22 protein-coding genes and 1 tRNA gene are annotated in these 24,340 nt (G+C 63.8%); 6 read left to right on the forward strand and 17 right to left on the reverse strand.

Features of this window, described 5'->3' with window-relative positions; translation table 11 throughout:
• Nucleotides 1-32: 32 nt before the first annotated feature.
• Entirely contained in the window at nt 33-230 is a 198-nt protein-coding gene (locus AZKH_RS08385) for an antitoxin MazE-like protein (RefSeq protein ID WP_015435320.1), read from the forward strand.
• A gap of 196 nt (nt 231-426) precedes the next feature.
• Here the strand turns inward: AZKH_RS08385 and AZKH_RS26780 are convergent, their stop codons facing one another.
• The 17 genes from AZKH_RS26780 to AZKH_RS08465 form a co-directional block, all read right to left on the reverse strand.
• A complete protein-coding gene (locus tag AZKH_RS26780) occupies nt 427-780 on the reverse strand; it encodes a hypothetical protein (protein WP_015435321.1) in 354 nt (117 codons plus the stop codon).
• A gap of 469 nt (nt 781-1,249) precedes the next feature.
• The gene (locus AZKH_RS27245; RefSeq protein ID WP_015435323.1) at nt 1,250-1,729 is read right to left on the reverse strand and encodes a hypothetical protein; all 480 of its coding nucleotides are present in this window, start codon (nt 1,727-1,729) and stop codon (nt 1,250-1,252) included.
• Between the two features lie 362 nt (nt 1,730-2,091).
• Nucleotides 2,092-2,167 (reverse strand) — tRNA-Thr (locus AZKH_RS08395).
• A gap of 10 nt (nt 2,168-2,177) precedes the next feature.
• Nucleotides 2,178-3,335: an HD domain-containing phosphohydrolase gene (locus AZKH_RS08400; RefSeq protein ID WP_015435324.1), complete on the reverse strand. Its 1,158-nt coding sequence runs from the start codon at nt 3,333-3,335 to the stop codon at nt 2,178-2,180.
• 80 nt (nt 3,336-3,415) lie between these two features.
• Nucleotides 3,416-4,189, reverse strand: coding sequence for a Crp/Fnr family transcriptional regulator (locus AZKH_RS08405; RefSeq protein ID WP_015435325.1), 774 nt, complete (start codon nt 4,187-4,189; stop codon nt 3,416-3,418).
• A 4-nt stretch (nt 4,190-4,193) separates the two neighbouring features.
• Nucleotides 4,194-6,059: a nitric oxide reductase activation protein NorD gene (locus AZKH_RS08410; RefSeq protein WP_015435326.1), complete on the reverse strand. Its 1,866-nt coding sequence runs from the start codon at nt 6,057-6,059 to the stop codon at nt 4,194-4,196.
• A 1-nt stretch (nt 6,060) separates the two neighbouring features.
• Nucleotides 6,061-7,071, reverse strand: coding sequence for a 4Fe-4S binding protein (locus AZKH_RS08415; protein WP_015435327.1), 1,011 nt, complete (start codon nt 7,069-7,071; stop codon nt 6,061-6,063).
• A gap of 4 nt (nt 7,072-7,075) precedes the next feature.
• The gene (locus AZKH_RS08420; protein ID WP_015435328.1) at nt 7,076-7,483 is read right to left on the reverse strand and encodes a hypothetical protein; all 408 of its coding nucleotides are present in this window, start codon (nt 7,481-7,483) and stop codon (nt 7,076-7,078) included.
• A gap of 31 nt (nt 7,484-7,514) precedes the next feature.
• Nucleotides 7,515-8,315, reverse strand: coding sequence for a CbbQ/NirQ/NorQ/GpvN family protein (locus tag AZKH_RS08425; protein ID WP_015435329.1), 801 nt, complete (start codon nt 8,313-8,315; stop codon nt 7,515-7,517).
• A complete protein-coding gene (locus AZKH_RS08430) occupies nt 8,312-8,629 on the reverse strand; it encodes a cytochrome C oxidase subunit IV family protein (protein ID WP_015435330.1) in 318 nt (105 codons plus the stop codon). The genes AZKH_RS08425 and AZKH_RS08430 overlap by 4 nt, the downstream gene beginning before the upstream one ends.
• Nucleotides 8,630-8,642: 13 nt before the next feature.
• Nucleotides 8,643-9,263: a cytochrome c oxidase subunit 3 family protein gene (locus tag AZKH_RS08435; RefSeq protein ID WP_015435331.1), complete on the reverse strand. Its 621-nt coding sequence runs from the start codon at nt 9,261-9,263 to the stop codon at nt 8,643-8,645.
• Between the two features lie 163 nt (nt 9,264-9,426).
• Complete coding sequence (locus tag AZKH_RS08440; protein ID WP_015435332.1) at nt 9,427-10,809, reverse strand: cbb3-type cytochrome c oxidase subunit I; 1,383 nt, start codon at nt 10,807-10,809, stop codon at nt 9,427-9,429.
• Between the two features lie 33 nt (nt 10,810-10,842).
• A complete protein-coding gene (locus tag AZKH_RS08445; RefSeq protein ID WP_015435333.1) occupies nt 10,843-11,268 on the reverse strand; it encodes a cytochrome c in 426 nt (141 codons plus the stop codon).
• Nucleotides 11,269-11,475: 207 nt separating this feature from the next.
• On the reverse strand, nt 11,476-12,216 hold the full coding sequence (locus tag AZKH_RS08450; protein ID WP_015435334.1) for a hypothetical protein: 741 nt from the start codon (nt 12,214-12,216) through the stop codon (nt 11,476-11,478).
• Nucleotides 12,217-12,272: 56 nt separating this feature from the next.
• On the reverse strand, nt 12,273-13,826 hold the full coding sequence (locus AZKH_RS08455; RefSeq protein ID WP_015435335.1) for a DUF5666 domain-containing protein: 1,554 nt from the start codon (nt 13,824-13,826) through the stop codon (nt 12,273-12,275).
• Nucleotides 13,823-14,683, reverse strand: coding sequence for a DUF6502 family protein (locus AZKH_RS08460; protein ID WP_041656024.1), 861 nt, complete (start codon nt 14,681-14,683; stop codon nt 13,823-13,825). The genes AZKH_RS08455 and AZKH_RS08460 overlap by 4 nt, the downstream gene beginning before the upstream one ends.
• A 132-nt stretch (nt 14,684-14,815) precedes the next feature.
• Complete coding sequence (locus AZKH_RS08465; RefSeq protein WP_015435337.1) at nt 14,816-16,348, reverse strand: fumarate hydratase; 1,533 nt, start codon at nt 16,346-16,348, stop codon at nt 14,816-14,818.
• Nucleotides 16,349-16,601: 253 nt separating this feature from the next.
• On the opposite strand from AZKH_RS08465, the gene acs reads away from it, so the two are divergent.
• The 5 genes from acs (at nt 16,602) to AZKH_RS08490 (ending at nt 24,331) form a co-directional block, all read left to right on the forward strand.
• The gene (gene acs / locus AZKH_RS08470; protein WP_015435338.1) at nt 16,602-18,575 is read left to right on the forward strand and encodes an acetate--CoA ligase; all 1,974 of its coding nucleotides are present in this window, start codon (nt 16,602-16,604) and stop codon (nt 18,573-18,575) included.
• A gap of 204 nt (nt 18,576-18,779) precedes the next feature.
• Entirely contained in the window at nt 18,780-18,977 is a 198-nt protein-coding gene (locus AZKH_RS08475) for a hypothetical protein (RefSeq protein WP_172642486.1), read from the forward strand.
• Nucleotides 18,978-18,986: 9 nt separating this feature from the next.
• Nucleotides 18,987-21,749 (forward strand): sensor histidine kinase, encoded by a 2,763-nt coding sequence (locus AZKH_RS08480; protein WP_015435340.1) that lies wholly within the window; start codon nt 18,987-18,989, stop codon nt 21,747-21,749.
• A gap of 26 nt (nt 21,750-21,775) precedes the next feature.
• The gene (locus AZKH_RS08485; RefSeq protein ID WP_015435341.1) at nt 21,776-22,147 is read left to right on the forward strand and encodes a response regulator transcription factor; all 372 of its coding nucleotides are present in this window, start codon (nt 21,776-21,778) and stop codon (nt 22,145-22,147) included.
• Between the two features lie 3 nt (nt 22,148-22,150).
• Nucleotides 22,151-24,331: an exonuclease domain-containing protein gene (locus AZKH_RS08490; protein WP_015435342.1), complete on the forward strand. Its 2,181-nt coding sequence runs from the start codon at nt 22,151-22,153 to the stop codon at nt 24,329-24,331.
• Nucleotides 24,332-24,340: the final 9 nt, after the last annotated feature.

The raw sequence follows: 24,340 nt of genomic DNA on the forward strand, positions 1-24,340 counted from the left end.
GCGCGCCGTCGCCAACGCTAGGAGCAGAGAATATGACGACGAACGCTGAACGGGTGAAGCGCCACAAGGGACGGATGAAGGAGGCCGGATTCCGTCGCCTGGACGTTTGGGTGTCGCCTGAACTCTTCACGCTCATCCAGCAGGAGTGCAAGCCGTGGGAGTGCTACGCCAGGACAGTGGAACGCCTCCTCATGGGCAGGAGGCCGAGCAGGCGCGTTACCGGGAAATAAGCCACACCATAAAAAGAGGCGCGCTTCACTAAACTAGTGCGAAATAGAGGCACAGGCCGCTGCTAGCAGCGAGGACAAACGCTCGCGCGCACACGCGCGTACTGGTCGCGAAATCCGTAGGTCAGAGAACAGGTGGAGAACAGACAGAGCCGGGTAGTTAGCCCGGCTTTTTGTTGCCGCCTCAACTGGTTGTCACTCAGTTGCAATACCCGTTAACGCAGGTTGAGGAGTATGGATTGCCTCGGGAATCCATTCCGCTGTTGATCGTCGTGTTACCAATATGCGTTGACGTGCCGCTCCATGAGTTGCCGTTTGCCGCAGTACCGGTATGCAACGTGGTGTTGCCGACCGTCGTGCTGTTCTGACTCCAGGTCGAGCCATTGGGGTTGCTGCCCTGCATATACGTGGTATTTCCATAGCGTTGCACCGAGTAGCTGTTGCCCGTGTTGGCGTCATAGCAAGAACTATAATTGCCGGTACCCACACAGGCAGCGGAGGCGGAACCCGACAAGGCAAGAGATGCGGCAACGAGGATGAGGGCTTTACGCATGGCTTTCTCCTTTGTCATTTTATGATGACTACGTTAGTACAGTATGACGCATTCTTGACCGCCACCACTGATCGAATTTACACGTTGGCAAAGATGTCCCGGAGCGAAGAGGAGCCGGGGGCGCCATCGCCAAGAAACGACTTGGCGCACGCCGCTGCTAACAGCCAGGAAGCAGTTAGGACGATGGGTCGCGCGCGCGTACTGCTCCGAGAACGCCTACTCAGAGAACAGAGGCAGAACAGACAGAGTTGGAGAGTCAGTCCGGGCTTTTTGTTGGCTGTTCAGTGTGTTGCAGCTAGGCGCTAGTTCAAAGCTCGCGCAAGCGCTTAACGCTTCGAACTCATTGTCAGGTCTGCTTGGCCTTCGGCCCATTCACCTAAGCAGGCGGCGACCTGGTCGCGTTCAGCGGCGCTCATCTTAACGACCCCGAACAGAACGTTCGTGTAGTTGCTGCCCTTGAGCCGGATTCCTACCTGAATCGGCTGTTGAGCGAGCACTGCCTCCATGAGCCCAGAGAGAGAGGCTCAAACTCCGTCACGTACACTTTGTAGGCCGGGTCGTCTGATGGCTGCATGCCCTGCCCTGGCGCGGGTGATGTGGCGGGCTTCCCTTGCGCCTTTAACCAATACGCAGCGGCTTCGCGGGGATGCAAATTGGGCTTGCCGGCGAGAAAATCTGCCCCCTGCACTTCACTTGCTCGCCCCTTCACAAGCCCGCCGCTCAGACTGTAAAGCATGAACGAACCGTTGAACACCAAGAGCTTGTCGCCTGGTGCCGGACGGGTTTTCACAAGTTCGATAGCACTAATGGTTACTCCGCACGCACTGACCTTCCCGTCGGTCGTGAATTGCTGAAGTTCGCCCGCCAGAGCGGCCTCACGCACCGTGTCCGCACTAACAGGAGCAGAGACGAGAAGGGCAGCGGACATTGCAAGGGTGGCGAGCTTCATGGCGCGAGAGCGAGTTACTGGATTTGACAGTATGCCGGGTTGAGGGGGGTATGACAAAAGCACGCCTGTCCATCGCCCTTACGACGGCAGCGGATACGCCGGGGCTTAGCCAATGCAGGACAATACGGCACAGTGCCGGAAAGTGCCGTGTCCGCATCGAGCAGTGGCCGCCGCCTGCAGTAGCGCCGCGACGTTCTTCCAAGAGGGAGGCGACCCGCCCGCGTGGCAGATTTGCCGTTTTCTGACCCTGCCGTTTGTGGCAGTGGCGAGGGCAGATTTTTTCCAATCGTTCCCCAGTCGTTCCCATAGACCCAGAAAGCAAAAAGGCCAGTCGCGATGACTGGCCTAAGTGCTTGATTCTATGGTGCCGGCAACAGGAATCGAACCCGTGACCTACCGCTTACAAGGCGGTTGCTCTACCAGCTGAGCTATGCCGGCGCGGGCCGGATTATAGCTTAAGCGGCGTTTCCTGAAAGCGCTTGTAGATCTCTTCCACCTCGGCGCGACAGTCCAGCAGGGCCTGGACCGTCGGCGCGTAGAGCTCGCCGCCAGACATCCGCTGGATTTCGGCGAAGGAGTCGTCGAGCGTCCACGCGGGTTTGTAGGTACGTTTGCAGGCCAGTGCGTCGAACACGTCGGCCGTCGCGACGATCCTCGCTTCGAGGGGAATGGCATCGCCCAGGATCCCATTCGGGTAGCCGCTGCCGTTCATGCGTTCGTGGTGGGCGAGGATGATGTTGCGCAACATGTCGATGTTCGGGAGCGAGTCGAGGCCGAAGTCGGTGATCAGGCGTTCGGCCATACGCGACCCGACGGCAACGTGCTGGCGCATTTCCTCACGTTCGGCGTCGTCGAGCTTGCCCGGCTTCAGCAGCACTCGGTCGGGCACGCCGACCTTGCCGATGTCGTGCAGGGCGGAAAACAGGAAGACCATTTCGCAATAGTCTTCGCTCTTGCCATGGGACGGGCCGATCTCCCGCGCGATGATGCGTGCGTAGCGCGCCATGCGGTCGAGATGGGCGCCGGTTTCGAGGTCGCGGATGTGCGCGAACTGGCTGGCGAGCCGGAGTCCGCCGACGAGCATCTGTACCGCCGCGAGTTCCTGCGTGGCGATCAGGCCGATCAGGTGGCTCGTCGGGATCAGGTCCGCGACTACCGTCCCGGTGAAGACGTCGCGTTCCCGCGAGTCGAAGAACAGGAAGCCGATGAACTGCTCGTTGCGCCGGATCGGTACCGTCAGACTGGAAAGGAAGCCTTCATCGTGCACCCAGTGCGAATGGACAGAATCGCCGAGGGGGACCCGGGAGATGTCGTTCAGGATGCGCGGCTGTCCGGTTTCCGCGAGCTTGAGTAGCGAGGGGACGGTGTCGATCTGGCACTCATAGCCGGTGAGCGAGGTCTTGAAATCTCCGCTGGCGACGAAGGTCTTGAGCCGCCGCAGCTCCGGATCGTAGAGTGCGACGGCAATGCGGGCGATGCCGGGGTGACGTTCGTGAATGTTCTGATGAATGACGCGAACCCGCTCGTGAACCGATGCAATGTGCAGACTGCCCGCCTGCTTCGCGGCCGATGCTGCGAATTCCTGCCAGTTATCGGTGTGGCTCACGGCGACATCCTCTCCGGACGGATGGGCCGATTATCTGTCAATCGTCAAGGCCTTGCCAGACGCCACTTCGACACCGAGCGTCAATGTTCCACGGTAGCCGCTTTATAGTGTGTGTGCGTTACGCGCAGCTTCTCGATATTGGGTATGTGGATGGTGCGCCCCTCGACGACGATCAGTCCCGATTCGGCGAGTTCGTGAAGGATCCGGGAGAAGTGTTCCTGCGTGAGATTGAGGCGCGATGCGATCGTGCCTTTGCTGGTAGGGAGCCGCAGCGACACTCTGCCCGAGGCAGTCGGGGCACCGTCGAGTTCTTCCTCGCGCAGCAGGTAGCCGATGATGCGTTCGCGCGCCGTGTGCAGCGAATAGGTCTCCACGTCGGCGATGAGGTGGTGCAGACGCTGCGACAGGCTCGCGATGATGCGTCGGCAGAAGGAGGGATCGCGGTCCATCTCCTCGAAGACGACCTTCTTCGCGACATGCAGCAGCCGACAGTCCATGAGGGCCTGCGCCATCACGATGTAGGGCTTGTCCATGAACATCACCGCCTCGCCGAAGCTCTGGCCGGGGCGGATGATCTCGATCACCTTCTCGTGTCCCTCGGAGGAGGTGAAGGCGAGCTTCACCTGGCCTTCGAGCAGCAGATAGAAGCCGTGGCAGGCGTCGCCGCGGTGGAACAGAACCGTGCCGCGGCTGACCGTCTGCATGCGGACGCCGCGGGCAAAACATCCGAGCTCGTCGTTCGTCAGGCCGCTCAACAGGGGGATGCAGCCGAGGAGGCGGACGATGCGGTCGGTTTCGGAACCGTCGCCGTACGCGGCTGGCGGGCGGGCAGGTTTGAGGTCGTTGGCGGTCATGGCATCACCGCGTCAGTTGCGCGTAGAACATCGGCAACCGTGCCGGAAGCTCCTCGGGCTTGCGGATCACGGCGTAGCCGGCTGGGCCGAACAGGTGGGGCAGATAGTTTTCCGCTTCGCGGTCGATCGTGACGCAGAACGGGACGAGGCCTTGCTTGCGCGCTTCGCTGATTGCCACACGGCTGTCCTCGATGCCATAGCGGCCTTCGTAGAGGTCGAGGTCGTTGGGTTTGCCGTCCGAGAGGATCAGCAGGATGCGCCGGGCCGCCGGCTCCTTCGCAAGGAGTTGGCTCGCGCGGCGGATCGCGGCGCCGAGGCGCGTGTAGTAGCCCGGCTTGATCGCTGCGATGCGTCCGCGGATGGTGTTGTCGAAGCGATCGCCGAAATCCTTCAGGCGATGGAAGCGGACCTGGCTGCGCTTGACCGACGAGAAGCCGGCGATGGCGAAGCGATCGCCGGTCGCACCGAGGGCTTCGCCGAACAGCAGCAGCGCGTCGCGGATCACGTCGATGACGCGGGCGTCGCTCGACACCCAACTGTCCGTCGACAGCGACAGGTCGGCGAGCACCATGCAGGCGAGGTCGCGCTCGCGCTTTTCGAGCGACAGCCACAGCTGGTCGGACGGATTGCGACCGATGGCGCGGTCCGTCTGCGCGCGGACGACCGCATCGAGGTCGAGCTCGGTGCCGTCGACCTGCGCCTTGATCCAGCGCCGGCCCGGCTGCAGTGCAGCGAACTGCTGGTGCAGGCGCTTCGCCGTGCGGCGCAGGTGTTCGGGAAGCGGGCAGGGTTGCGCGTCGCGGGCCGCAAGCTCGGCGAGCCGCACATGGTCCTCGAGCAGCACGCCCTTGCGGTAGTCCCATTCGGGCAAGGGGATGCCGGGGCCGAGCACGATGTCGTCTTCGGCCGCGGAGGGCAGGTCGAGGTCGAAGCGCACCTTCGAGGCGACCCGTTCCTTGTCCTGGGCAAGCGCGAGCTGGTCGAGGTCGCGTGCGGCGTCGGCGGCATTCGGGTCCGGGTCGTCGTCGGGCGGACGGTTGATGCGCAGGAATTCGGCCACCGCGAGCAGGCTTTCGGCGCGGAAGAACAGCACCATGCCGTTCTTCTCCTTCGGCATGTCGACGCGCTCGACATGGTGCGCGCGGCGCTCGCTCTCTTCGAAGGTGGGCGTGCCGCCGTCGGCCGGCTGTTCGGGTTCGGTGTCGTCGCCGCGGTCGAACCCGGTCTTGCCCGACAAGGAACCCGTCAGCCACAGCAGGACGGGGCGAGCCGGCGGCGCCTTCGCCGGCACCGAAGGCAGGGCAGCAACGGTGCCGGGAGATAGAAGCGCCTGGCGGATCGCGCGCTCGCGTTCGGCCTCCGCCTTCGGCAAGGCTTCCGGCCGCGGACGATTGGGCAGGTAAGCATCGACGAGGCGCCGATAGCGTGCTGCCAGACCGGGCCAGGCTTGCAAGGCGACGCAAGTCGCGAACTGGTTGCGGCGGAAATCGTCGGGGGCCTCGTCGCAACCAACCGAATCGATTCCGTCATGGGCGGCGGCGAGGGCGATCAGCCAGAGGTACAAGTCGCGGTTCAGCGCGCGTTCCGGAAAAGCGTCGATTTCGGGCGGCAGGCGTAGCGTTGACGGGTCCATGCGCGCCTGCGCCATGCGGTCGCCCGAGCCGGCGATCCGTTGCAGGAGACCGCGGCGGGCGCCGTGCTTGTCGGTGGTTGCGGCGGCTACGCGCAGGCCGGGATCGCCGCCGAGCGCGCGGAAAAACACGCCGGCCGTGCGCTCGATTTCCTTCAGCTTGACCGCGGCCTCGGGGTGATTGCCTTCGGCCGTCCCGGTCACCCAACGGTGCCAGATCTTTCCGACGAATTCTTCCATGTCAGCGTTCCTTTCCCGAGCGGAATCCCGCTTCGTTCTGCCGCGCGGCCTCGTCGCTCACCCACTGCAGCAGCGGGCCGTCGGGGTTGTCGCGCTGGCTCTGTTCGCAGGCTTCGACGCATTGCGCGCATTGGGTGCAGGTGAACATCAGCCGCTTGATGTTGCGCGGCGTGAGCCGCATCGGGCATACGGCGTCGCAGGCCGATTGCTTTTCCGGCAGGCAGCTCGCGCAATCGACGGCGCGCTTCCTCTGGAACCCGACGACCATCGCGTTGCGGTTGCTCATCCACGCGAGGCTCTGGAAGAGGCCCACGGCGCATGCGTAGCGGCAGAAGAGATGGCGCGCGAAGAGAAACTCCATCGACAGCACGCCGGTCGCGGCGGTGAGGAAGATCGTCTGGTTGCGCGTCAGCGCGCCGTGGAACAGGTTGCCGTAGATCTCCGCGGGCGGCAGCAGATAGGTCAGGAACACCATCGCCCACAGGAAGGCGAAGAACACCGCTGCCGGCACGACGACCAGCCACCAGCGCGCGTCCGCCCGCCACGGCGTTCCATCGGCCTTCCACGGTGGCAGCGGTTCCTTGACCCACACGCTGGGCTTGCCGGAAGCCTTCTGCATTAGCTTGTTGATCGTCTCGACGACCGAAAAATGCGGGCACAGCCAGCCGCAGTAGAGGCGTCCCCATTTCCATGCGACCCATAGGAAGGCACCTGCGCCGACCAGGATCGGCACGAAGAGGCGCAGCATCACGTTCGAGCCGGCCTCGAGCGCCCCGATACGCCCCGCGACGAAGTCGTCGAGACCCAAGCGCCATTCCATCCCCAGCAGCCACGCATGTCCGGCAGCGAGGTCGTAGCGGAAGAGGTCGAGCACCGGGGCGAGGATGAACAGCGTGAAGAACGCCGCCTGGAAGGCGATGCGCTTCTTCTGTGTGCGGTTGTGTCCCATCGGTTTCGCCGTCGCGATCGGGATCACGCGGCGAGGCGACGGGGAGGCTTGGGCGCTGCTCATGGACTTACTCAAACAGGTCCGGTCCGATCACCGGGTACTGCCAGCTGCGACCGAGAATCGCGTTGTTCAGCCCGATGACGCCGAAGATGACCAGCGTTGCGTGGAAGGAAACGAAATAGAGGATGCCGACGACCCACGACCAGGGATTGTCGAAGCCGCCGAGCAGGAGGATCGCGCCGCTGACCCCCACCAGGATCGCGCCGCCATAGATGCTGGCGACGATGGTCTGTTGCAGGTGGTTGCGCTCGACGAGCGACGCCGTGTGGCGGTGGCGCAGCCACAGGACGAACAGCACGACCAGCGGAATCGCCGGCAGGAGCAGCAGATTCGTGAGGAACAGCGCTTCGGCCAGCACCGCGAGGCGGGGGCCGGGCATCGCTTCAGTGAGGAGATCGTGTTCCTGTTCGGACATGGCGGCGGGTCGGTGGCGAATGCGCGATCGGTCAGCGGCCGAAGGTCGCCGACACCACTTCCATCAGCGCTTCCGCCACTTCCGCGTCGTCCGTGAGGCTCTCGACGATCGCCGCGCGGCAGGCGACGACCGGGTCCATGCCATCGCGAACGAGCAGCGCCGCATAGACCAGCAGCCGCGTGCTGGCGGCCTCTTCGAGATCCTGGTCCTTCAGCGTGCGCAGCGCATGCGCGATCGACACCAGCCGCTTGGCGAGATCCGGCGCACAGCCCGATTCGCCGATCAGGATCGCCTCCTCCCGCGCTGCGGCCGGGAAGTCGAAGCGCAGGCTCACGAAGCGTTGCCGCGTCGAAGGCTTCATCCCCTTCAGCAGGTTCTGGTAGCCGGGGTTGTACGAGACGACCAGCATGAAGGACGGCGGCGCCTCGAGGAGCTCGCCGGTGCGGTCGATCGGGAGTATCCGGCGGTCGTCGGCCAGCGGGTGCAGCACGACGGTCGTGTCCTTGCGCGCCTCGACGACCTCGTCCAGATAGCAGATGCCGCCCTCGCGCACTGCGCGCGTGAGCGGGCCGTCGCACCAGACGGTCTGGCCGTCGCCGATCAGATGGCGGCCGACGAGGTCCGCCGCGGTCAGGTCGTCGTGGCAGGCGACGGTGTAGAGCGGCAGCCGCAGGCGCGCGGCCATGTGCGCGACGAAGCGCGTCTTGCCGCAGCCCGTGGGGCCTTTGATCAGCAGCGGCAGGCGGTTCTTCCAGGCGTGTTCGAAGACGCCGATCTCTTCGCCGGCGGCCTCGTAGAAGGGGAGTTCGATTTGGGGCATTTCGAGCTTCATGTCGTGAGTCCTTTCCAGTATGCGATGCCGATCAGGGCGCAGACCAGGCCCATCCAGCCGAGCACCAGCCCCGCCCACAGGCGCGGGGCGCGGCGCAGCGCCATGTAGTCGAGAATGATCAGGGAGCCTTTTGCGAAGGCGATGGCGAAGAGCAGGGCGGCGACCGCTGGCCCGGCCTCGCCGCGTTCGCCGATCGTCCAGGTGATCATCGTCGCCGCGATCAGGATCGCCCAGATCGTTGCGGCGCGTTCAGGATTGCCGTGCGCGGACGGATGGGCGACGGCGGTTCGAGCGGAGGATTGCGTGGGTTGCATCGTCTTTGACCTCTCAGCGCATCACATAAATCAGCGGGAACAGGATCAGCCAGACCAGATCGACCATGTGCCAGTAGGCGGCGCCGGTCTCGATGCCGTTCATGTTGTCGGGCCCGTAACGGCCTTGGCGTGCACCGTTCCACAGCGCGGTGAGGATCACCAGGCCGAGGATCACGTGCATGAAATGGAAGAAGGTCAGCACCAGGTAGAACATGTCGAAGGTGCTCGACGACAGGCTCACGCCGGCCGCGAATTTCGCGGCGTATTCGAAGGACTTCACGACCACGAAGCCCATGCCGCACGCGAACGCGCCGGCGACCCAGCGCGCCGCCAGTCGGCTTTGACCGGCTTCTGCGAGTTGCACCGCGCGTACGACAAGGAAGCTCGAGGTCAGCAGCAACACCGTGTTGACGGCGCCCGAGGTGCGATCGAGGCCGAGTTGCTGGGCATTGAACAATTCGACGTTGTGCGCGCGGGTGAAGGCGTAGGCGATGAAGAAGGCGCCGAACGCCAGCAGTTCCGCGAGGATGAAGAACCAGATCGCGAGGTCGCCCGGCAGGCGACGTCCTGCATCGGCCGGCGTTTTGGCCTGGACGGAGAGGGGGGGCATCAGGGCTTCGGTATAGGTATCCATGTGGGCCAGTCTACGAAGCCCGCCCTGCCCGAACCTTGATTCTGGTTAATTCGCACCAGATAGGTGCGGCGGAAATGGGGAATTTCACCCAGCCAATAAAAAGGGGCGGCAACTGCCGCCCCGAAGGATGTCCCGCTCAGACCGAGCGGGGCATGGAGACCGATCAGGCCGTGATCATCGGCTTGCTCTCACCCTTGATGAAGAAGCTCGCCAGGTAGGTCACCAGACCGGCTGCGAAGACCAGGCCGGCCCACAGACGCATCCAGTAGAACAGCGACACCTGGTCCTGCACCTGCATGAAGGGCAGCGGGGTGGCGGACACGCGCTGCAGCCACACTTGCAGGATGCCGGCGGCGGTGAGGAACAGCGTGATGAAGACCATCGAGATCGTCATCAGCCAGAAGCCCCACATCTCGCAGACCTGAGCACGCTGGTCGTTCGCGGCACGGCCACGGAGCAGCGGCATGGTGTAGCTGATCATCGTCAGCACGACCAGCACGTAGGCGCCGTAGAAGGCCATGTGACCGTGAGCGGCGGTGATCTGCGAACCGTGCGTGTAGTAGTTCACCGGAGCCAGGGTATGCAGGAAGCCCCACACGCCTGCGCCGAGGAAGGCCATCACGCCGGTACCCAGGGCCCACAGCACGGCAGCCTTGTTCGGATGCTCGCGGCGGCGGCGGTTCACCATGTTGAACGCGAAGACGGTCATCGCGAAGAACGGGATCGGTTCGAGTGCCGAGAAGATCGAACCCAGCCACTGCCAGTACGACGGCGTGCCGATCCAGAAGTAGTGGTGGCCGGTGCCGATCAGGCCGGTGACGAGCGCCAGCGTGATGATCACGTACAACCACTTCTCGATGACTTCACGGTCGACCCCGGTCACCTTGATCAGCACGAAGGCCAGCATTGCAGCCATGATCAGTTCCCAGACGCCTTCCACCCAGAGGTGCACCACCCACCACCAGTAGAACTTGTCCTTCACCAGGTTGGCCGGGTTGTAGAACGAGAACAGGAAGAAGACGGCCAGACCCCACAGGCCGAGCAGCATGACAATGCTGATCACGGTCTTGCGGCCCTTCAGCATCGTCATGCTGATGTTGAAGAGGAAGGCCAGCGCGACGATCACGATGCCGATCTTCGTTATCAGCGGCTGCTCGAGGAACTCCCGGCCCATGGTGGCGAGTATGTTGTTCCCGGTCATCTCGGCGAGCGTCGCGTACGGCACGAAGAGGTAGCCGAGGATCGTCGCCGCGCCTGCCACGAGGAAGATCCAGAACATCAGCATCGCCAGCTTCGGGCTGTAGAGCTCCGTTTCCGTTTCTTCGGGAATCAGATAGTAGGCCGAGCCCATGAAGCCGAACAGCAGCCACACGATCAGCAGGTTGGTGTGCACCATCCGTGCAACGTTGAACGGAATGGCCGGGAACAGGAAGTCGCCGACCACGTACTGCAGGCCCATCACCAGGCCGAACACGATCTGCCCGACGAAGAGTCCGATCGCCGCTATGAAGTACGGCAGCGCGACCGATTGCGAAGAATATTTCATAGTTTTATATCCCCTTGATGTTGTCGATTGCGCTCAACCCTCGATGTTGGGAGGCCATTTCTGGGTATTGATCTCGGAGGTGTACTTCAGGAACGCCACCAGATCGTCGAGTTGCTGTTCGGTCAGATTGAATTGCGGCATCTGTCGGCGTCCCGGTGCGCCCGTGGGCTGCGATTTGATCCAGGCCTTGATGAAGTCAGGCCCGCGGCGGGTGTAGACGTTGCCGAGCTCCGGTGCGAAGTAAGCCCCTTCGCCAAGAATCGTGTGGCAGCCGATACAGTCGTTCGTCTCCCATACATGCTTGCCGCGTGCGACCGCCTCGGTCAGGTTGGCGCGGTTGTCGGATTTGGGCAGGCCGCTCATGGTGTCGAATGACAAGGCCACCAGGAGCAGGAAGAAGAATGTCGCCCCGCCATAAAATATGTTGCGAGCCATCGCCTTGGTAAAGGTACCGCTCATGTTTATCCCTCACTGTTTGGAGTGCAGCTACTTGATTGAAAGGAACCCGTTGTGCGACGCATTCTCAATTTGGGGAGCCCGCGCCACCATGATTTGAATCAATTTCGAAAATTTGATGTGCACAAGAGTGCAGGCAAGAAAAGCGACGGGGCCACCGGGAGATGATCTCTCGGTGGCCCCGTGGTGACTTCCTTGAGGGAAGAAGCGTCAGTACTTGCGGCTGACCATCACTCCGCCGCCCCACTCCGGACTGCTGTCGCTGAACCCCTTCACGGCGTAGATCTGAAGCTTCCATACGTCGGTCAGCTTGTGGCTCGAAAAGACCGTCATCTCGCTGATCGGGTCGCGATCGGACGACAAGCGGTCGCGCCAGTCGTAGGCGAGGCCGAGCGAGGTCGTCGGCGAGAGCTTGTAGGACACGCCGAGGGTTGCGTAGAAGGGATCGTCGAGGTTCGAGTTGCCCATGTTCTTCCAGCCCAGCGTCGCAAAGCCGGTGGTCGCGCCGAAGGCCTTTGCGACGTCGAACTGCACCGCGTAATCGGTCTTGTTGTTGCCGAGACAGCTGTTTTCGGCCGTCGGCATCTTGACCTTGCCGATGGCCTCGACGAGCAAGCCGTTCTGCGTGCCGTCGAGCAGCGTATAGCCCGCGCTCGCCGTGATATCGCCCATTCCGCTCTCGGTGCCACCGCAGCCGCTGCCCGCCACGGGCTCGCCATCCGGGCCGACCACGGCGTTCGTGATGTGCAGATAGGGCACCGTCATCTTCAGCGTCACCGGCCCCGTCTCGTACTTCGCGACGATCGGCACATACCAGGTCTCGCTGTTCTTGTTAGTGCCGTATTTGCCGTTCGAATAATCCAGTCCGGTCGTGAAAGTCAGATCGCCTGCCGCGGCGGGCAGGGTCAGCGTGGCCAGCAGGGCGGCCAGGACGGTGCGGGTACGTGTCATGCAAAGCTCCCTGTCTAAGTGGTTGTTGCCGGATTGCTGGTCCGGTCGCTACTTAGTTAGTCGCGGCCGGATTTGCCTGATCGCTCGGGACGTTCCACTTTGTCGGTGCGGTCGATGCGCTCCGGCCGCTCGCCGGTCGTCGGGCGTTCGATGCGCTGGATCGTCTCGATCCGCTCGACGCGCTTGCCGCCATCGAAGACTTCGATCCGCTCGCGAATTTCGGTGCGATCGCCGCTGTTCTTGATTTCGATGCGCTCGCGGCGTACCACTTCACCATCGGCGTTCTCGACCTGCCGCTCGACCTTTTCCCGTTCGATCTCCCCGGAGCCCGACATTGTCCGCTCGATTCGCTCGCGGCTGTCGCCGTCCTCTGTTTCAATGCGTAAGCGCCCGTCGTCGCTCTCGACGCGTGTCCTGCCGGAGCCGCCGTGACTTTCGTCCTCGGCGCGGTCGTCACTTTCGCCCTGCTTGCGGGACGCCCCCGGCTGTCCGCGGTGCCGCGATTCGCCATCCGAGCTGAAATCGCGGACGAATTCGACGCGGTTCGCGCGGATTTCGCGGCGATCGCTGAAGACGCCATGAACGCGGATGCGCCGGTCGGCCGTCAGGTCCGCTTCGCCTCCGCCTGCGAAGGTCGTCCGCGGATCGAGCGCGATGGTGAAACCGCCTGCGCGCACCCCCCGGTCGTCGCGCCGGGCCACCAGTCCCTCGACCACCGCCTCCCGCACGCGTCCGGCAAACGGGATCGCCGGATCCTCGACGACCCGCGCCACCTCCAGCCGCCCGGAGGCCCATTGGCCACGCACCAGGAACTCGGTACCGGCCGTCAAGGGCTTGCCTGCGAGCGGAAGACCTTGCAGCGAATCCGGCCGGTCCGCGAAGCCGACCGCACTGGCTTCCTGCGCGGCGGGTGCACGTTCGATGCGCGTGGCGACGACATCGCCGACCGCATTCCGCAGGCCGCTGACCCGCACCGGGTCCCCCGGCCGCAAACCGGCGTCGACATGTGCGCCCGGCGCTATGCGGACCGGACGCCCCATCACCCGAAGCGATGCCCCAGCCGTCCCGGTATCCGTCACCGGACCTTCGAAGGCATTCAGGATCGAGATGCTGCGGGCTTCGAGCCCGCGATCCGAGGTCGCGGTTTCGATCGAAACCACCTGGCCCACCGCCAGCCGGCTCGTCGCGGCCGCCATGCCGTTTTCGGTCAGAGGTACGGACTCGCCGTAGTGGACTTCGAGACCATTGACGCAGATCGATGCGAAGCCCGTTATCGTGCCGACAATGCCGGTTCCTCCGATGCCGTCAGTCGGAGATCCCGTCCCGCCCAGCCCTCCGGGTGCTCGCGCGACCGGTGCGCCCGTCCCGCCAATGCCCGACTCGGATGTCGTGATTTGCGCCTGCGCCGCGGGCGCGCCGGTTCCTCCCGCTCCACCCTCATGTGCCGGGCTGCCGGTACCACCGATGCCGCCTTCATGCTCAGGGGCGCCCGTGCCGCCGATGCCGCCTGGATCGATGCACACCGGTGCCGCGTACACCGCGGGGGCGACTGCCGACAGCAGGCCCGCGGCGAAGACGATCTGGCGGAGCAGGACGGAAGGCTTGGTCACGGTTTGGCGTCCCCGGGCGTGTCGGCGGGCTGCGCAGCAGCGCTGGGTTCAGTATAGAAGTAAAGCCCGATTGTCATACGTTGCCGTGGCTCTGCGCTCTCGGCATCGCGCGTCTCCAGGCTTGCCGCCAGGGCATTGAAAGCGACGAGCGCTTGCATGCCATCGGTTGAAACCGCACTGCGCAACTGCTGAATGCTTGCCGGAGAGAGCGCGTCGTAATGCACGCTGCGCTCGAAGAGGGGCGAACCCTCGGTCGTCAGGTTATGCACGGCGGCGCAGGCGTGGTCATGGACATTGTGCCCGAAGTAGGCCACCTTCTCGTCGAAGCCCTGCTGCGGGACGAAGGCATTCGTACTCAGATGCACGAGATCCGCCTCGTCGATCTCCACCACGCCGAGGCGCAGCCACTCGTCGAGCACCACGCGTGCCCGGATGTCGGTGCTCACGGACCGCACGAGCCCGTCGAAGGAACGATCGCCGCCGATGCTCGCCAGGCGCGGCAGCGGCAGCGCTTGCCCGGGGGCGGCGCAAAAGGGCGGGGTGTTCAACCAGGTGCTGACGAGGTGCGCACCCATCGAGATCGCCTCCGGCAGTTGCTCGGACTCCGTCTCCAACTGCCCCCGGAGGCGTTTCACGTCCTTGCGATGCACGCCGGTCAGCAGGCTGACGCGGCTGTCGCTGGGAGGGGCCTTGTCGAGGCGGAACTCGCCGTCCGCCACTTCGACGAAGATGGCCTTCAGCATGTCCGCGAAGTACGGGTAGGTCACGCCTTTCCTTAACATCAGCCGCACCAAGGGCCGCATTACGCGTCGCAGGGCGTGCAGTAGCGAAGCGGGCGAGGTGGTGGGGGAGGGCATGCGTAAGGCGAGCGAGCGAAGGAATGTCCCTTCATTCTAGGATTGCGTGGGAAAATTTACCATGCATGCCTTGGGGCGAAAAAAAGCCCGACCAGAAGGGCCGGGCTCTTTCGCTGCCTGTGTTGCCGCAGATCAGGCGGTCGCGAGCGGGATCTTGCCAATCTTGACCTGCCACTCCTTCGGGCCGGTGTTGTGCACGCTGGTGCCGTTCGAATCGACGGCGACGGTCACGGGCATGTCCTGCACGTCGAACTCGTAGATCGCTTCCATGCCGAGATCGGCAAAGCCGACGACCTTCGCGCTCTTGATCGCCTTCGCGACGAGGTAGGCCGCGCCGCCGACCGCCATCAGGTAGGCCGACTTGTTGTCGCGGATCGCGTCGATTGCCGTGGGGCCGCGCTCGGCCTTGCCGACCATCGAGATCAGGCCGGTCTGTTCGAGCATCATGCGCGTGAACTTGTCCATGCGCGTCGCGGTGGTCGGGCCGGCGGGGCCGACGATTTCATCGCGCACCGGATCGACCGGACCGACGTAGTAGATCACGCGGTTCGTGAAGTCGACCGGCAGCTTCTCGCCCTTCGCCAGCATGTCCTGGATGCGCTTGTGCGCGGCATCGCGGCCGGTCAGCATCTTGCCGTTCAGCAGCAGCACCTGGCCCGGCTTCCACGACGCCACTTCTTCCTTCGTCAGCGTGTCGAGGTTCACGCGCGTGGCGACCTTCGTATCGGCTTGCCAGGTCACGTCCGGCCAATCTTCCAGCTTCGGCGCTTCGAGCTTCGCCGGGCCCGAGCCGTCGAGTTCGAAGTGCACGTGACGGGTCGCCGCACAGTTCGGAATCATCGCAACCGGCAGGCTCGCGGCATGCGTCGGGTAGTCGAGAATCTTGACGTCGAGCACCGTCGTCAGGCCGCCGAGGCCTTGCGCGCCGATGCCCAGCGCATTGACCTTCTCAAAGAGTTCGAGGCGCAGCTCTTCGACGCGCGAAAGCGCGGCGCCCGAGGCGGCCTTTTCCTTCAGTTCGTGGATGTCCACGGGCGCCATCAGCGATTCCTTCGCCAGCAGCATCGCCTTCTCCGGCGTGCCGCCGATGCCGATGCCGAGGATGCCCGGCGGACACCAGCCCGCGCCCATCGTCGGCAGCGTCTTCAGCACCCAATCCACGATCGAGTCGGACGGGTTCAGCGCGTAGAACTTCGACTTGTTCTCCGAGCCGCCACCCTTTGCCGCACAGGTGATTTCCACGTGGTCGCCCGGAACGATCTCGTAATGCACCACCGCCGGAGTGTTGTCCTTGCTGTTCTGGCGCTTGCCGGCCGGGTCGAGCAGGACCGAGGCGCGCAGCTTGTTGTCGACGTTGTTGTACGCGCGGCGCACGCCTTCGTTGACCATCTCCTGGACACTCATCTTCGAGTCCCAGCGCACGTTCATGCCCACTTTGAGGAAGACGACTGCAATCCCGGTATCCTGGCAGATCGGACGATGGCCTTCGGCGCACATCCGGGAATTCGTCAGGATCTGCGCGATCGCGTCTTTCGCCGCCGGACTTTCTTCACGCTTCCAGGCTTCACCAAGGGCCTTGATGTAGTCCAGCGGGTGATAATAGCTGATGTACTGAAATGCATCCGCGATGGACTGAATGAGGTCTTCTTCGCGAATCACGGTCATGGTGCGTCTCCGAGAATGGCCTGGGGCCCGTGGTGGTGAGAAAATGGATTTTACCAGTCCTCGCGGCAGTGCAGCACCGAGTCGGGTAACGTGGTTCTACGGAGAGATGTAAGTCCTGTGTAAGATACCTGTTCTTAAATGCCGACCAACCCGCGACGATTGACAACGTCGTGAGAAGACGCAGGCCGGGACCCACCGGTCGCCCCGCACCGGGGCAGCTTCAACCAAATTGATCAGTTGAGGAGAGGAAAGCATGTCGAATGAGCAGCAGCCCCGCCTGTACTACCCGTCGGAAGAGATCGTCAAGAACGCAGCCGTGTCCGGCATGGACGCCTACCGCGCGCTGTGCAAGGAAGCTGAAGAGGACTACGAAGGCTACTGGGCGCGCCAGGCTCGCGAGCTGGTCGAGTGGAAGAAGCCCTTCACCCAGGTGCTCGACGAAAGCAACGCTCCGTTCTTCAAGTGGTTCGCCGACGGCCAGCTGAACGTCTCGTACAACTGCCTCGACCGCAACGTCAATAACGGCCTGGGCGACAAGGTCGCGATCATCTTCGAAGCCGACAACGGCGAAATCACCCGCGTCACCTACAAGGACCTGCTCTCACGCGTCTGCAAGTTCGCCAACGCGCTGCGTGACAAGGGCGTCAAGAAGGGCGACCGCGTCGTCATCTATCTGCCGATGTCGATCGAAGGCGTGGTCGCGATGCAGGCTTGTGCCCGTATCGGAGCGACCCACTCGATCGTGTTCGGCGGTTTCTCCGCTCAGGCCCTGCGTGACCGCATCAACGACGCCGGCGCCGTGGCCCTGATCACCTCCGACGGCCAGTTCCGTGGCGGCAAGGCGCTGCCGCTGAAGCCGATCGCCGATGAAGCCATCGCGATGGGCGGTTGCGAAAGCATCAAGAACGTCTTCGTCGTCCAGCGCACCGGCGGCGCCTGCTCGATGGTCGAAGGCCGCGACGTCTGGTTCCACGAAGTCTCCGCCAAGCAGGCCGACACCTGCGAACCGGAATGGGTCGATGCCGAGCATCCCCTGTTCCTGCTTTACACCTCGGGTTCCACCGGCAAGCCGAAGGGCGTCCAGCACTCGACGGGCGGCTACCTGCTGCACGCGATCCTGACCATGAAGTACACGTTCGACATCAAGCCGAATGACGTCTTCTGGTGCACGGCCGACATCGGCTGGGTCACGGGTCACACCTACATCACCTACGGCCCGCTCGCCTGCGGCACGACCGAGATCGTGTTCGAAGGTGTGCCGACCTACCCGGATGCCGGCCGTTTCTGGAAGATGATCCAGGACCACAAGGTCAGCGTCTTCTACACTGCGCCGACCGCGATCCGCTCGCTGATCAAGGCTGCGGACAACAACCCGACGGTGCATCCGACCAAGTACGACCTCTCCAGCCTGCGCATCCTCGGTTCGGTCGGCGAGCCGATCAACCCGGCCGCGTGGGAGTGGTACTACGAGAACGTCGGTGGCAGCCGTTGCCCGATCGTCGATACCTTCTGGCAGACCGAAACCGGCGGTCACATGATCACCCCGCTGCCGGGCGCGACGCCGCTGGTGCCGGGCTCCTGCACGCTGCCCTTCCCGGGCATCCAGTGCGCGGTCGTCGATGAGACCGGCACTGAAGTGCCGAACGGCCAGGGTGGCATCCTCGTCGTCAAGCGTCCGTGGCCGTCAATGATCCGTACGATCTGGGGTGACCCGGACCGCTTCAAGAAGTCGTACTATCCGGACGACTTCAAGGGTAAGCTGTATCTCGCCGGCGACGGCGCGATCCGCGACAAGGATACCGGCTACTTCACGATCACCGGCCGTATCGACGACGTGCTGAACGTCTCGGGCCACCGCATGGGCACGATGGAAATCGAGTCGGCGCTCGTGGCGCACGAGAAGGTTGCCGAGGCCGCAGTCGTGGGCCGTCCGGACGACCTGACCGGTGAAGCGATCGTTGCCTTCGTCGTGCTGAAGGGCAACCGCCCGACCGGCGAGGACGCCAAGGCGGTGATCAAGGAACTGCAGAACTGGGTCGGCCACGAAATCGGGCCGATCGCCAAGCCGAAGGACATCCGCTTCGGTGAAAACCTGCCCAAGACGCGTTCGGGCAAGATCATGCGCCGGCTGCTGCGTCAGCTGGCGAAGGGTGAGGAGATCACCCAGGATACGTCGACCCTCGAGAACCCGGCGATCCTGGAACAGCTCAAGCATTCCGCGAGCTGACCCTTTGATGACAGGTGACCGGTCCATAAGAGGCCGGCCCTGACAAAAATAATTGAGGCAAGCCGGCGAGAGCCGGCAGTGGGAGGAGGAGAAGGCGCGCGTAAGCGCGCCTTTTTTTTAGCGGGGTGCCGGCTGCCTGCACGGGTAGCCGGCATGCGCACATCGTTATAATCGGGTAGCCATCGTCATCATGAGGAGTCCATGATGCGCAGCGGTCTCGCCGGTCAGCGGCTTGCGGCAGCATTTGCGCTGGCAGCCATGCTATTCAACTATCCCGTCCTGTCGCTATTCGATCGTGCCGAACCTTTCTTCGGCATGCCGATGCTATGGGTATGCCTGTTCATCATCTGGGCGCTGACGATCGCCATCGTCGCCTGGATCGCGGAGCGCGGGTCGCGCTGAGGTAGGCGGATGCTCTCGGCCAGCGTCGTCGTCCCGGTCTCGTTCGCATATCTTCTGGCGCTCTTCGCCGTCGCCTATTTCGGCGATCGCCGCGCGGAAGAGGGACGCTCGATCATTGCCAATCCATGGACTTATTCGCTGTCCATGGCCGTCTATTGCACCGCGTGGACCTATTTCGGCAGCGTCGGCCGCGCGTCCTCGGGGGGCGTGTGGTTTCTGCCGATCTATCTCGGGCCGACGCTGGCGATGACGCTGTCGTGGTTCGTGCTGCTCAAGATGATCCGCATCGCGAAGAACTACCGCATTACGTCGATCGCGGACTTCATCTCCAGCCGCTACGGCAAGAGCCAACTGTTGGCCGGGTTCGTGACGATCATCGCGGTCGTCGGCATGGTGCCTTATATCGCACTGCAGCTGAAGGCGATATCGACCGGCTACGCGGTGCTCACCGGGCAGCACGATGCGGCCTATGTGCCCATCGTCGCCAAGAGCTGGCTGGAAGACAGCACCCTTTACATCGCGCTGATGCTGGCGTTGTTCACGGTGCTGTTCGGTGCGCGGCACCTGGATGCGGCAGAGCGCCACGAAGGCATGGTCGCCGCGATTGCCTTCGAGTCGGTCGTCAAGCTGGTCGCCTTCCTCGCCGTCGGGGGCTTCGTCACCTATGGCATCTACAACGGCTTCGGCGACATCTTCTCCCGCGCCTACGCGGATCCCGATCTCGCGCCGTTGTTGAGCCTCAAGTCGGCAAGCAGCGCGGGTTACGGCGGATGGTTCGCGCTGACGCTGCTAGCGATGCTGTCGGTGATCTTCCTGCCGCGCCAGTTCCAGGTCGCCGTCGTCGAGAACGTCAATGAACAGCACCTACGTCGCGCGACCTGGCTGTTTCCGGCCTACATGCTGCTGATCAACGTCTTCGTGTTGCCGATCGCCTTGGGCGGCTTACTGTATTTCGGCCGCGGGGCAGTGGACCCCGATACCTTCGTGCTGTCCTTGCCGCTCGCACACGGCAGTCCCACGCTTGCCTTGCTCGCCTTCGTCGGCGGGCTGTCCGCCGCGACCGGCATGGTCATCGTCGAGACCATCGCCGTTTCGACGATGGTATGCAACGACCTCGTGATGCCCTTGCTCTTGCGTCATCCGCATTTCAGTCGGAGCGAGCACCCGGACCTTACCGGGCTGTTGCTGGGCATCCGGCGCGGGGCGATCCTCGGTGTGCTGCTGCTCGGCTACCTGTATTTCCGTCTCGCGGGCGAAGCCTACGCGCTCGTCAGCATCGGGCTGATCAGCTTTGCGGCGGTCGCGCAGTTCGCGCCGGCCATGCTCGGCGGAATGTACTGGCGCGGCGGCACGCGCGAGGGTGCGCTTGCAGGGCTCGCGGCTGGGTTCGCCGTGTGGGCCTACACGCTGATGCTGCCGTCGGTCGCCAAGTCGGGCTGGCTGGACCGGCGGTTCCTCGACGAGGGCGCCTTCGGGCTGGCCTTCCTTCGCCCGGAACAACTGTTCGGCCTGTCCGGGCTCGACAGCATCAGCCACTCGCTGTTCTGGAGTCTCGGCGCGAATATCGCTTGCTACGTCCTCGTCTCGCTCATTCGCGTTCCGACCGGGCAGGAGGCGACGCAAGCGACCTTGTTCGTCGACGTGTTCCGGCGCGGCGAGCGCGGGTCGGCCGCATTTTGGCGCGGCAGTGCCCAGTTCCAGGATCTCTTTCCGCTCGTTGCACGATTTCTCGGCCCGGATCGTGCGAAGCGCCTGTTTCACGCCTATGCGCTCCAGCGTGGCGTGAGCGACATCCACCAGCTTCGCCCCGATGCCGCGCTCGTTCAATTTGCCGAGACCCAGCTGGCGGGCGCGATCGGCAGCGCATCGGCGCGCGTGATGGTGTCCTCCGTCGTGCAGGAAGAGCCGCTCGGGCTGGATGAGGTGATGAACATCCTCGACGAGGCTTCGCAAGTGCGCGCGTATTCGCACCAGCTCGAGGAGAAGTCGGTCGCGCTGGAAGCCGCGACGGACAAGCTGCGCGCGGCGAATGAGCGGCTGAAGGAACTCGATCGTCTGAAGGACGATTTCATGTCCTCGGTGACGCACGAGTTGCGCACGCCGCTCACCTCGATCCGTGCCTTCTCGGAGATGCTGCTCGACGATCCGCGGACCGCTCTCGCGGACCGCACGCGTTTCCTCGGCATCATCGTGTCCGAGACCGAGCGGCTGACGCGGTTGGTGAACCAGGTGCTCGACATGGCGAAGATCGAGTCGGGCCACGCGGAGTGGCACAACACCGACATCGACATGTGCGAACTGGTGACGCATGCCGTCGAGACGACGATGCAGTTGTTCCGTGATCGGCGTGCCGCGGTTGAAAGGAAGATCCCCGAGGCGCCGCTGCATATCCTGGGCGATCACGACCGGCTGCTGCAGGTCATGCTGAACTTGCTGTCGAACGCGGCGAAGTTCGTTCCTCCCGATACCGGACGAGTTCGCGTGACGATGACGCGCGAGGCGGATCAGGTTCGCGTCGACGTCGCAGACAACGGTCCCGGCATCGCGCCCGAACAGCTTGGGGTGATCTTCGAGAAATTCCGACAGGGCGGCGACGAGCGGTCGCGGCCGCAGGGCACGGGGCTCGGGCTGCCAATCAGCCGCCAGATCGTGGAGCATTTCGGCGGGCGGCTGTGGGTGGAGTCCGTCGTGGGGCAGGGGGCGACCTTCTCGTTCACCCTGCCGCTGGACGCAAGAGAAAGCCGCGAAGGCGCAAGCGGCTCAATGACATAGAATAGCGGGTGAGGGAGAGGGAGAGGATGGCCAAAAAAATACTGATCGCCGACGACGAGCAAAACATCGTCATTTCGCTCGAATTCCTGATGAAACGCGAAGGATACGAGGTGCTCATCGCGAACGACGGCGAGGAGGCCGTCCAGCGCATCCGGGCGGAGGTGCCCGATCTGGTGCTCCTGGACGTCATGATGCCGAAGAAGAGCGGCTTCGAGGTGTGCCAGGAGATCAAGTCGGATCCTGAGTTGCAGGGCGTCCGCATCCTGATGCTCACGGCAAAGGGGCGCGACACCGAGATGGCGAAGGGGCTTGCGCTGGGCGCCGATGCCTACATGACCAAACCGTTTTCGACCAAGGAGTTGGTGGAGCGCGTCCGCGGCTTGCTGGCGGAGCGCTGATTGATGACGGCGCGAACGCGGTTCGTTCTGGCGGTTTGCATCCTCGCGCTGCTGATGACAGGGCCTTTCGTGACAACGGCGGTCCTTGCCTGGCTGGGCACCAGCGACGAAGGGCGTGCGGTGCTGGTCGATGCCGTGCTCCCGCATCTGCCGCTCGGGGCGATGATGACGATCATCGGTTTCGCGATCGGCATTGCCGTGTTGCGGAACCTCTTCCGGCAATATGTCCAGGGGCTGCTGCGGATGTCCGAGCACCTCGGCCTGATGCTCGATGCGAACCGCGAATTCCGCGTCAAACCCGAGGGGCCGCCCGAAGTGCAGGCGCTGGCCCATGCGATGAATGCACTCGCCCAGCAGCGCGACGACCTGATGACGGACGTCGAGGCCCAGATCGCGCAGGCCAATCAGTCCCTCGAAGAGGAGAAGAATCGCCTCGCGACGCTGATGTCCGAACTGACGCAGAGCGTGGTGGTGTGCAATCTCGACGGCCGCATCCTGCTCTACAACAACCGTGCCCGTCTGCAGTTTCGCGCCTTGTCCGATGCCCAGGCCGTGGGCGGCGGCGGGGAGCTGATCGGGCTCGGCCGATCGATCTACGCGGTACTCGACCGCAACCTGATCACCCACGCGCTGGAAGGCATCCAGCATCGCCTGAAACGCAGCGCGGTACAGCCGGTCGCGAATTTCGTCACGACGACCCGTTCCGGCCAGCTGCTCCGCGTGCAGATGGCACCGGTGCTGTCGGCCGTGCAGGAGGTGGGGGGGGAGCGCGACGAAGAACGTGCGATCACCGGCTTCATCCTGATGCTCGACAACATCACGCGGAATTTCGAGAACGAATCGCGCCGCGACCAGATGTTGCACACGCTGACCGAAGGCAACCGCGCGGCGCTCGCCAACGTGCGCGCCGCGGCCGAAATGCTGGAGTATCCGGATCTGCAGGAGGAACTCCGCGAGCGCTTCCGGACGGTGATCCGCGACGAAGTGCGCGCGATGAGCACGCGGCTCGACGAGACGGCGAACGAATTCGCCGACTCGCTGAAGGCACGCTGGCCGCTGGAGGAGATGCTCGGCGCCGATCTGATCGCGGCCGCCCAGCGTCGAATCGAGCAGGTCGTCAAGCTGCCGACCAAGCTCGAGGAGGTCGATGAGTCGCTGTGGGTCAAGGTCGACAGCTTCTCGCTGATGCAGGCGCTGACCTATCTTGCGAGCCGGCTGTCGGACGAATTTGAAGTGCGTGAGGTGCGCTTTCGCCTGAGCGCAGCAGGGCGGCTCGTGCATCTCGACCTGATCTGGTCGGGCCAGGCGATGAGCACCGAGACGGTGATGTCGTGGGAGCTCGAGCCGATGCGCTTCGCGGACGAGAACAGTCCGCTGACCGTGCGCGACGTGATCGAGCGCCACGACGGCGAGATGTGGCTCGAGCGCGAGAAGGTCCGCCACCGCGCCTTCTTCCGCATCCTGTTGCCCGCCGCCGCGCCCCAGGAGCAGCTCGACCCGACAGCCTTCCTGAAGGTGGAAAGCCGGCCTGAGTACTACGATTTCGACCTCTTCAAATGGTCCGACAAGTCGCGCGCCCTGGAAGACCGGCGGTTGACCGAGCTGACCTACACCGTCTTCGATACCGAGACCACGGGGCTCAACCCGTCCCATGGCGATGAGATCATCCAGATCGGCGCGACGCGCATCGTCAACGGCAAACTCCTGCGCCAGGAGTCCTTTGAGCAGCTCGTCGACCCCTGTCGCTACATGGCGCCCGAGTCGGTGCAGATCCACGGCATCACGCATGCGATGCTCGCCGGCCAGCCGACTATCGAGAAGGTGCTTCCGAGCTTCCATGCCTTCGTCCAGGACACGGTACTGATCGCCCACAACGCGGCTTTCGACATGCGCTTTCTGCAGATCAAGGAGGCCGAAACCGGGATGCGCTTCGACCAGCCCGTGCTCGACACGCTGTTGCTGTCGGCGGTGATCCATCCGAACCAGGAATCCCACCGTCTCGAAGCGATCGCCGAGCGTCTGAACATCCCGATCGTCGGGCGCCACACGGCGCTCGGCGATGCGATCGTCACCGCCGAGGTGTTCCTGAAGATGATCCCGCTGCTCGCCGAGAAGGGCATTCGGACCTTGCGCGAGGCACGTGAGGCGGCCGAGAAGTCTTACTACGCGAGGGTCAAGTATTGAACCCCGCGA

This window comes from Azoarcus sp. KH32C, from assembly GCF_000349945.1.
Taxonomy (GTDB): Bacteria; Pseudomonadota; Gammaproteobacteria; order Burkholderiales; family Rhodocyclaceae; genus Aromatoleum.

Excerpts from the sequence above, each read along its gene's own strand:
- AZKH_RS08385 (WP_015435320.1), top strand. The coding sequence starts at position 33 with ATGACGACGAACGCTGAACGGGTGAAGCGCCACAAGGGACGGATGAAG.
- AZKH_RS26780 (WP_015435321.1), bottom strand. The coding sequence starts at position 780 with ATGCGTAAAGCCCTCATCCTCGTTGCCGCATCTCTTGCCTTGTCGGGT.
- AZKH_RS27245 (WP_015435323.1), bottom strand. The coding sequence starts at position 1,729 with ATGAAGCTCGCCACCCTTGCAATGTCCGCTGCCCTTCTCGTCTCTGCT.
- AZKH_RS08405 (WP_015435325.1), bottom strand. The coding sequence starts at position 4,189 with ATGACCGCCAACGACCTCAAACCTGCCCGCCCGCCAGCCGCGTACGGC.
- AZKH_RS08410 (WP_015435326.1), bottom strand. The coding sequence starts at position 6,059 with ATGGAAGAATTCGTCGGAAAGATCTGGCACCGTTGGGTGACCGGGACG.
- AZKH_RS08415 (WP_015435327.1), bottom strand. The coding sequence starts at position 7,071 with ATGAGCAGCGCCCAAGCCTCCCCGTCGCCTCGCCGCGTGATCCCGATC.
- AZKH_RS08420 (WP_015435328.1), bottom strand. The coding sequence starts at position 7,483 with ATGTCCGAACAGGAACACGATCTCCTCACTGAAGCGATGCCCGGCCCC.
- AZKH_RS08425 (WP_015435329.1), bottom strand. The coding sequence starts at position 8,315 with ATGAAGCTCGAAATGCCCCAAATCGAACTCCCCTTCTACGAGGCCGCC.
- AZKH_RS08430 (WP_015435330.1), bottom strand. The coding sequence starts at position 8,629 with ATGCAACCCACGCAATCCTCCGCTCGAACCGCCGTCGCCCATCCGTCC.
- AZKH_RS08435 (WP_015435331.1), bottom strand. The coding sequence starts at position 9,263 with ATGGATACCTATACCGAAGCCCTGATGCCCCCCCTCTCCGTCCAGGCC.
- AZKH_RS08440 (WP_015435332.1), bottom strand. The coding sequence starts at position 10,809 with ATGAAATATTCTTCGCAATCGGTCGCGCTGCCGTACTTCATAGCGGCG.
- AZKH_RS08445 (WP_015435333.1), bottom strand. The coding sequence starts at position 11,268 with ATGAGCGGTACCTTTACCAAGGCGATGGCTCGCAACATATTTTATGGC.
- AZKH_RS08450 (WP_015435334.1), bottom strand. The coding sequence starts at position 12,216 with ATGACACGTACCCGCACCGTCCTGGCCGCCCTGCTGGCCACGCTGACC.
- AZKH_RS08460 (WP_041656024.1), bottom strand. The coding sequence starts at position 14,683 with ATGCCCTCCCCCACCACCTCGCCCGCTTCGCTACTGCACGCCCTGCGA.
- AZKH_RS08465 (WP_015435337.1), bottom strand. The coding sequence starts at position 16,348 with ATGACCGTGATTCGCGAAGAAGACCTCATTCAGTCCATCGCGGATGCA.
- acs (WP_015435338.1), top strand. The coding sequence starts at position 16,602 with ATGTCGAATGAGCAGCAGCCCCGCCTGTACTACCCGTCGGAAGAGATC.
- AZKH_RS08475 (WP_172642486.1), top strand. The coding sequence starts at position 18,780 with ATGCGCAGCGGTCTCGCCGGTCAGCGGCTTGCGGCAGCATTTGCGCTG.
- AZKH_RS08480 (WP_015435340.1), top strand. The coding sequence starts at position 18,987 with ATGCTCTCGGCCAGCGTCGTCGTCCCGGTCTCGTTCGCATATCTTCTG.
- AZKH_RS08485 (WP_015435341.1), top strand. The coding sequence starts at position 21,776 with ATGGCCAAAAAAATACTGATCGCCGACGACGAGCAAAACATCGTCATT.
- AZKH_RS08490 (WP_015435342.1), top strand. The coding sequence starts at position 22,151 with ATGACGGCGCGAACGCGGTTCGTTCTGGCGGTTTGCATCCTCGCGCTG.